This window comes from Sphingopyxis sp. KK2, from assembly GCF_001990265.1.
GTDB lineage: Bacteria > Pseudomonadota > Alphaproteobacteria > Sphingomonadales > Sphingomonadaceae > Sphingopyxis.
Genome location: NZ_LYVN01000161.1, coordinates 1 through 8007 on the forward strand (window position 1 = coordinate 1; position 8007 = coordinate 8007).

General features: G+C 66.0%; 8 protein-coding genes. 6 read left to right on the plus strand and 2 right to left on the minus strand.

Annotated features, from left to right (window positions below):
• Positions 1-105: 105 nt before the first annotated feature.
• A complete protein-coding gene (locus B1A78_RS18835; protein ID WP_077148436.1) occupies positions 106-531 on the minus strand; it encodes a CoA-binding protein in 426 nt (141 codons plus the stop codon).
• A complete protein-coding gene (locus B1A78_RS18840) occupies positions 531-1508 on the minus strand; it encodes an Mrp/NBP35 family ATP-binding protein (protein ID WP_077148437.1) in 978 nt (325 codons plus the stop codon). The genes B1A78_RS18835 and B1A78_RS18840 overlap by 1 nt, the downstream gene beginning before the upstream one ends.
• Before the next feature lie 169 nt (positions 1509-1677).
• Between B1A78_RS18840 and hflK the strand changes: the two genes are divergently transcribed.
• The 6 genes from hflK (at position 1678) to B1A78_RS18870 (ending at position 7854) form a co-directional block, all read left to right on the plus strand.
• Positions 1678-2766: an FtsH protease activity modulator HflK gene (gene hflK / locus B1A78_RS18845; protein WP_256839349.1), complete on the plus strand. Its 1089-nt coding sequence runs from the start codon at positions 1678-1680 to the stop codon at positions 2764-2766.
• Positions 2763-3623 (plus strand): protease modulator HflC, encoded by an 861-nt coding sequence (hflC, locus tag B1A78_RS18850; RefSeq protein WP_077148439.1) that lies wholly within the window; start codon positions 2763-2765, stop codon positions 3621-3623. Before hflK ends, hflC begins: the two co-directional genes overlap by 4 nt.
• Before the next feature lie 120 nt (positions 3624-3743).
• Positions 3744-5246, plus strand: a complete 1503-nt coding sequence (locus B1A78_RS18855) for a trypsin-like peptidase domain-containing protein (RefSeq protein WP_077148440.1) — start codon at positions 3744-3746, stop codon at positions 5244-5246.
• A 117-nt stretch (positions 5247-5363) separates the two neighbouring features.
• Positions 5364-5732 carry a VOC family protein gene (locus tag B1A78_RS18860; RefSeq protein ID WP_077148441.1) on the plus strand — a complete coding sequence of 123 codons (369 nt, stop codon included), beginning with the start codon at positions 5364-5366 and terminating at the stop codon, positions 5730-5732.
• A 55-nt stretch (positions 5733-5787) separates the two neighbouring features.
• Positions 5788-6171 (plus strand): RidA family protein, encoded by a 384-nt coding sequence (locus B1A78_RS18865; RefSeq protein ID WP_077148442.1) that lies wholly within the window; start codon positions 5788-5790, stop codon positions 6169-6171.
• A 918-nt stretch (positions 6172-7089) separates the two neighbouring features.
• Positions 7090-7854 carry a DUF4274 domain-containing protein gene (locus B1A78_RS18870; RefSeq protein ID WP_077148443.1) on the plus strand — a complete coding sequence of 255 codons (765 nt, stop codon included), beginning with the start codon at positions 7090-7092 and terminating at the stop codon, positions 7852-7854.
• Positions 7855-8007: the final 153 nt, after the last annotated feature.

Sequence of the window (8007 nt, forward strand, 5' to 3'; positions counted from 1 at the left end):
CGGTTGCGGCAGCGAGCAAGGGGAGGGCGTGTTTCATCGCGCCCTTACTGTCGGAAATCCTGCCCGAAATCTACCGCTGGGCTGTGGCGAAAATCGCGGCTCGGCTTATCGGCGCAGCAGGCCGAGGCGCGGGATCTCGATCGCGGGGCAGCGGTCCATCACCACCGTCAGGCCCGCCGCGTCGGCGCGCCGGGCCGCGGCCTCGTTGATGACGCCGAGCTGCATCCACACCGCCTTGGCGCCATGGACGATCGCCTCGTCGACCGCTTGCCCGGCGTCTTCGCTGTTGCGGAAGATGTCGACGATCTCGGCGGGCGGTTCGACATTGGCGAGGGTGGCGACGACGGGGGCGTCGTGGATCGTGCCGCCGGCGTGGCCGGGGTTCACCGCGATCACGTCATGGCCTTGGGCAACGAGGAAGCCGAGCACCTCGTTCGATGCGCGCGACGGGTTGGGCGAGGCGCCGACGACGGCGATGCGGCGCGGCTGGCTGAGAAGCTCGCGGATTTCGCCTTCGTCGTTGATCGCCATCATTTGCCCTTTCGTGCGTCGAGCCATGCCGCGACCTTCGCCGCTATCGCGTGGAACGGCTCGCCGAGCTTGTCGGTTCCCGCCGCGGGCGGGACGCCGCCGTCGCTGGCGAGGCGGATGCCCATCGACAGCGGCACGCGGCCGAGGAAGTCGAGCCCCATCGTCTTCGCCGCGGCCTCTGCGCCGCCGCTGCCGAAGGGATCGCTGACCTCGCCGCAATGCGGGCAGGCGTAACCCGCCATATTCTCGACGAGCCCGATCAGCGGCACGTCGGCCTGTTCGAAGAAGGTGATCGCGCGCGTCGCGTCCATCAGCGCGAGGTCCTGCGGGGTCGAGATGATGACCGCGCCCGCGGGCTTGTGTTTCTGGATCATCGTCAGCTGAACGTCGCCGGTGCCCGGCGGCAGGTCGACGACGAGCGTGTCGATGTCGCCCCAGCTCGCGTCGACGAGCTGTTCGAGCGCGCGGCCCGCCATCGGCCCGCGCCAAGCGATCGCCTGTCCCGGCGCCGCGATCTGCCCGGTCGACAGCATGGGGACGCCATAGGCGTTGGGGACGGGGGCGAGCTTCGACCCGCGCGCTTCGGGCTTCACATCCTCGCTGTCCATCAGGCGGGGCTGCGAAGGGCCGTATATGTCGGCGTCGACGAGGCCGACCTTCACCCCGAGCCGGCGCAGCGCGACCGCGAGATTGGCGGCGAGGGTCGATTTGCCGACCCCGCCCTTGCCGCTGCCCACCGCGATGATCGTGAGGCCCTTGCGCTCGGCGGTCATCGCGACGCGGACGCTGGTGACGCCCGGCCGGGCGAGCAGGCCGGCGCGGAGTTTCTCCTCGAGCGGCCCCCGTTCGTCGGGGTCGAGCCCGGTGACGTCGAGCACGATCGCGAGCGTACCCTCGCCGTCGAGGAATTTGAGGCCCGAGGTGCGGCCCCCGGTCAGGTCGGTGGCGATGCTGGCGAGCGGAGTGGTGTCGGTCATGTCGGTGGCAGATAGGCATGGCGGGCATGATTGCCAGCCATTTTCGCGCGCACCCCCTGTTAATCGCGCCGACGCGCCCTATAAAAGCCTTATGAGCAACGACGATAGTGATGGAATGGGACGCCGCGCCCCCGGGGGTTTGCGGCAATTTTTCGGGCCGATCCTTGCGATGGCGGGCAGCCCGTGGGGGCCCAAGGGCGGCGACGACGGCAAGGGAAGCGGCGGCGGTAGTGGCGATGGCGGCGGCGGCAAGAAGCCCGGCCCGCGCAACCCGTGGGTCAGCCCCGATCCGGTCGACATCAACCGCGGCCGCAAGCCGCGCGGCCCCTCGGCGCTCGACGAGTTGCTGCGCAAGGGCCGCGGCAATTTCGGCGGCGGCGGTTCGGACGGCGGCGGCGGCATGCAGCTGCCCGGCGACGGCCGGCTGTGGAAATGGGGCATCGGCGGCGCGCTGGTGCTGGCGCTCGCCTTTTCGTCGATCGAGATCATCGGCGAAGGCCAGGCCGGCGTCGTCACGACGATGGGCAGCTATTCGCGCACCATGGGGCCGGGGATCAATTTCAAGCTGCCCGCGCCGTTCGAGAGCGTGAAGGTCGAGGACGTCCAGTCGATCCGCGAGATGAAGATCGGCGCGACGAGCAATGAATCGCGCAATTTCGTGCTGACGCAGGACCAGAATATCATCAACCTGGGCTATGAGGTGCGCTGGCGCGTGCGCGATCCGCACCAATATCTGTTCCAGATCGCCGACCAGGAAAATACGATCAAGGAAGTCGCCGAAAGCGCGATGCGCGCGACGGTCGCCAATTATACGCTGACCGACGCGATCGGTCCGCGGCGTGCCGCGATCGAGGGCGAGGTGCGCACGCGCATGCAGCAATTGCTCGACAAATATCGCTCGGGCGTGACGATCGAGGCGATCCAGCTGCAGCGCGCGGTGCAGCCCGAAGAGGTCACCGACGCCTTCAACAAGGTGACCGCGGCGCAGCAGGAACGCGAATCGAACATCAACAGCGCCGAAGCCTATGCGAGCGCGCAGCTCGAAACCGCGCGCGGCGCGGCGGCGTCGTTCGACAAGATTTACGAGGAATATAAGCTGGCGCCCGAAGTGACCAAGCGCCGCCTTTATTATGAAACGATGGAGACGGTGCTGGCGCCGGTCGACAAGGTGATCGTCGAATCGGGCGGGGTCACCCCCTATCTGCCGCTCCCCGAACTCAAGCGCCGTGCGGCGCCGGCGACGGAGGCCGCACAATGAGCTTTTTCGAATCGGTCTTCTCGCGCCCGCTGCGCTGGATCTTCGGCCTCGCCATCGTCGCGGTGCTCGCCACCATGACGCTGAAGATCGTGCCCGAGGACAAGCAGGCGCTCGTCATCCGCTATGGCCAGATCCATGCGGTCAAGAACCAGTACAAGCCGGGGCAGAGCTTCGGCAATTCGGGCGCGGGCATCCTCGCGCGTATCCCGATCATCGATACGGTGGTCGTATTCGACAAGCGCATCCTGGGCGCGAACATGCAGAATGAGCGCGTGCTCACGACCGACCAATATCTGCTCGAGGTCGACGCCTTCGCGCGCTTTCGCATCGTCAATCCGTCGCGCACCTATACGTCGATCCGCACCGAGGAGAATCTGAAGGGTCAGCTGACCTCGATCCTCGGCTCGGCGCTGCGCAACGAGCTCGGCAAGCGGAGCTTCGCCTCGCTGCTGTCGGCCGAGCGCGGCAATGTGATGACCAACATCCAGAATGCGCTGAACCGCGAGGCGCGGCGCTATGGCGCCGAGGTCATCGACGTGCGGATCAAGCGCGCCGATCTGCCTGAAGGCACGCCGCTCAACGCCGCCTTCACGCGCATGATGTCGGCGCGCGAGCAGGAAGCGGTGGCGATCCGGGCGCTGGGGCAGAAGGAAGCGCAGATCATCCGCGGCACCGCGGATGCCGAGGCGGCGCGCATCTATGCCGCCAGCTATGGCAAGGATCCGCAATTCTATGACTTCTACCGCGCGATGCAGAGCTATCGCCAGACCTTCAACAGCGATGCCGCGAAGAGCGCGAACAATTCGGTCATCCTGTCGCCGAACAGCGAATATCTGCGCCAGTTCCGCGGCGATTGAGACGCGACATGAACGGCGCTCTCACGCGCCGTTCATGTTCAATTGCCGTTCAGCCACGGCCAAGCAGATAACCGCCGCCGGGGCTGGACGTCATTCGTGAAGAGAAGAGGAATTTCGATCGTGCGTTATGTTTATGGCATCACTTCGGCACTGCTGGCGGGTGGCACGGCGCTGGCGCTGGTCTCCCAGTCCCCCGTCGGCGCGCAGGTCGCGCAGAATGAATCGAGCGAAATCGCCAAGGTCGTCCCGCGCGCCGGGGCGCCCGAAAGCTTTGCCGACCTGGTCGAGCAGCTCCAGCCCGCGGTGGTCAATATCGCGACCAAGCAGGAGGTCACGCTCGGCGTCCGGCTCAACCCCTTTGCGGGCACGCGCGAGCCGATCACGCAGGAACAGCAGGGCGGCGGCTCGGGCTTCCTGATCTCGGCCGACGGCTATATCGTCACCAACAACCATGTCATCTCGGGCGGCCCGCGCGGCGAGGCGGTCAACGAGGTCACGGTGACGCTGACCAACCGCAAGGAATATAAGGCGACGATCGTCGGCCGCGACCAGGCGTCGGACCTTGCGCTGCTCAAGATTGACGCATCTGGTTTGCCCTTCGTGAAGTTCGCGACCGGCAGCGACGCGCGCGTCGGCGACTGGGTGGTGGCGATCGGCAACCCGCTCGGTCTCGGCTCGACGGTGACCGCGGGCATCATCTCGGCGGTGCAGCGCAACCTCGGGCAGGGCGGTGCCTATGACCGTTATATCCAGACCGATACCGCGATCAACCGCGGCAATTCGGGCGGCCCGCTGTTCGACCTGCAGGGCAATGTCGTCGGCATCAACAATATGCTGATCTCGCCCGTCGGCGCGAACATCGGCGTCAACTTCGCGATCCCCGCCGACGCCGCGATCCCGGTGATCGAAGCGCTGCGCGCGGGCCAGGCGGTCGAGCGCGGTTACCTGGGCATCGGCATCACCCCGGTCGACGAGGATATGGCGGCGGCGCTGGGGCTGCCCAAGGACCGCGGCGAGCGCATCGGCCGCCTCGAACCCGGCCAGGCCGGCGAAAAGGCCGGGCTGAAGCGCGGCGACGTCGTGACCAAGGTCGACGGCAAGGAAGTGACGCCGCAGCAGACGCTGTCGTACATCGTCGCCCGGGTCAAACCGGGGACGCGCATCCCGCTCGAGGTCATCCGCGACGGCAAGACGATCACGATCAACGCGGTGGTCGGCAAGCGCCCGCCCGAAGAGGAACTCGCCGGCACGACCTTCGACCCCGAAGACGAACAGGCGACCCCCGAGGATCCGGCGGGCGCCGCCGATACCGCGGTGCTCAACGAACTCGGCCTCACGGTGCTGCCGCTGACCGCCGACATTGCGCGCTCGGTCGGCGTCGATGCCAACACCAAGGGGTTGGTGATCGCGGCGGTGACGGCGAGCAGCGATGCCGGGCGCAAGGGGCTTCGCCGCGGCGACGTGATCCTGAGCGCGGGCAACGGCCGCACCCCGGTGCTGACGAGCGACGCGCTGGCGAAGGTCGTCGCCGATACCAAGGCGGCGGGCCGCGACGCGGTGCTGGTCGAGATCCTGCGCCGTGGCGGTCCCTCGGCCGACGTGGCGCTGCGCCTCAAGAAATAAGCGCTTCCCTCCGGGGATCAGAGACGGGCGCCGCGACTTCGGTCCGGCGCCCGTTTTTCTTTGCGCGCCGCCGTCATTGTTCCTATTATGTTCCTTCAACGAATCGGGAGAATCAGGATGATCGGATATGTGACCTTGGGCACCAAGGACCTTGCAAAGGCCGCCCCCTTTTACGACGCGATCGCGACCGAGCTGGAAACGCCGCGGATGATGGAGTTCGACGGCTTCATCGCGTGGGGCAAGCCGGGCGGCGGTGCGGGGATCGGGCTCACCAAGCCGTTCGACGGTAATGAAGCGAGCGTCGGCAATGGCGTGATGGTCGCGCTCGAGGCGAAGGACAAGGAACAGGTCCACCGCCTCTACGACATCGCGATCGCCCATGGCGGCACCTGCGAAGGCCCCCCGGGACCGCGCGGCGAGGGCTTTTACGCGGGCTATTTCCGCGACCCCGACGGCAACAAGCTCAACGCCTTCGTCATGGGGTGATGGCGCCGGGCGCCGGCCATGCTAATCCTCTCCCACAAGCGCGGGAGAGGATCGGATGACGGCAGGCGAGAGAGAAGACGCGGGACAGGCGGCGAGCGCGCCGCATTATTCGCCCTTCGTCGCCGCGGGCGGCTTCATCTTCGTGTCGGGGCAATTGCCGCTGCTCCCTGGACGCGACACGTCGCTTGCGGACGCGCCCTTTGCGGCGCAGGCCGAGCAGGCGCTGCGCAACCTCGAAGCCGTGCTCGCCGATGCCGGCGCGGGGCTGGCGCAGGTGGTCAAGACGACGGTCTATCTCAGCGATATCGACGACTGGGGTCAGGTCGATGCGATCTATGCGCGCTTCTTCGGGGACAACCGCCCGGCGCGCAGCGTGGTCCCGACGGGGCCGCTGCATTTCGGCTTTCGTATCGAGATCGAAGCGATTGCGGTGGGGTGACGCGGCAGGCGACGGTTGGCGGCTTTGGGGTGGGAAGCGGACGCGGGAGTTATGCTCGCGGAGAGCGCAACCTTCGGGCCAGTATGAGCACGTAGCGTTTCGTGAGGTAAAGATACCAGATCGCGCCGGGCAGCAGAAAGGGAACAACCCAAAAGGTATTATGGACAGTGAACCCGGTTGCATATTCAAATGCAAACATCAGGCCGCCGCCCAAAAAAATCGGCCATAGACATTCCAGTTTGCCGTAGCCGCTCCAAGGCGGGTCGCGCTCCATCTCAGTTATGAGACGATCGTGGTATCGTGTAAGCCAATGCAATCTTGGGAACCCCAAAGCTTTGTTCGCCAAGACTTATGGCAATTGAAACGTGTCCGCAATCGGTCGGTTGCTGCCGTTGCGCCGGTGCAGTGCGATGGGTCTGGTTGTTTTTGTCTCACGCAAAGGCGCAAAGGCACAAAGAGGGAAAAAGAGCCTCACACAAAGACACAAAGAGGGCAGTCGAGCCGTCACACGCTGTGTGCTTCCCCGCGCGCAGCGCTTTACAAGGTCGCCTGCGGCGACGGGCACCGCCTGCGGCGTGACCCGGCCTCTTTGTGTCTTTGTGTGAGGCTCTTTTTCTTGGCGCCTTTGCGCCTTTGCGTGAAATATAGATCACCCACGCCGCAGGGCGAACCCGAGGATTCCGTTCGAGATGGCGATGCTTCAGATGTCGCCTTTCGGTCGCTTGCTGTCGTTGTCGCATCGATGCCGATCGGGGTGACGGGCTTGGGAATCCGCTATTCGCGCGTCGCCGCACCGGCACGCCTGCCCCGCGTCGTCGTCCGCCGAGAGAGCCCCGCCGCTTAACAGCACTTTAAAGCCCTTCGGCTAAGATGCCGGTACGCGTTGGAGCGACAATGCGGCTTGGGGAGCGCGAGGGGATGGACGATTTCGAAGCGGCGCAGGAGCGTCTGCACGCCCGGCAAATGGAATTTCTGAAAAACTCGTCGCCCGACGATTGGCATCGTTACGCCTTTTTCTTCAACTGGAACGAGCGGCTGGACGGGCTGTTCTGGATCGTCGGCCAGCCTCAATGCGACCGGTCGACGGCGCTGCTCATCTTCTGGAAGGGCGAGCCCACCGGCTATGATTATGAGGAGGACGACGAGCCGATGGGCGACGACATCTATGCCGTCGCGCCGATGCTGCGGTTTATCAGCGAGCGTTTCAACAGCGGCGGATATGGCCGCGCCGAAATCGCCTATGACTTTCTCGAGGCCACGGGCCATGATGCCGGGTCCGAATATGCGTCGGTGATCGAGGCCGGCCGGTTGCGCGATTTCGAGGCGCTGGTCGAACGCCAGAAGGATGTGCCGAACGCGCGCGTGAAGCTCCATCCCGACATGATGGTCTTGCGTGTGCCCGGTCGAAAGGTCGGAGGATATGACGACCACAGCGACTTTTACGACCGGTTTCCCGAGGATGACGACGGCTTCGAAGCCGCCGCGGCGGCGCCGGATTTGTCCGATAACCGGGGTGTCGTCGCGGCAGACCGGACGGGCGACCGGCGCGCAGACGAGGGTGCCGATCCGTCGGCCCGGATCAGGGCCCTGCGCCATCGCGCGAACGCCGATGGCGACGAGGCGGCCGATGCGAGCCAGGCAACGGGCGTGGCAGGCTGGCTCAAGGGATTGTTCCGCCGGTAGTGACGTTGCGGCCGCGTGTTGGCCCTTTTGGCGCTCGCGTTCCATGATCTCGCAGGCATCGGCTGACCGCGTTCGGTCTTGTCGGTAATGCTTGCGGGCGAATGGCCGGAATCGGGCGGACGCTGCCGTTCCCCGGCGAAAGCCGGGGTCCAT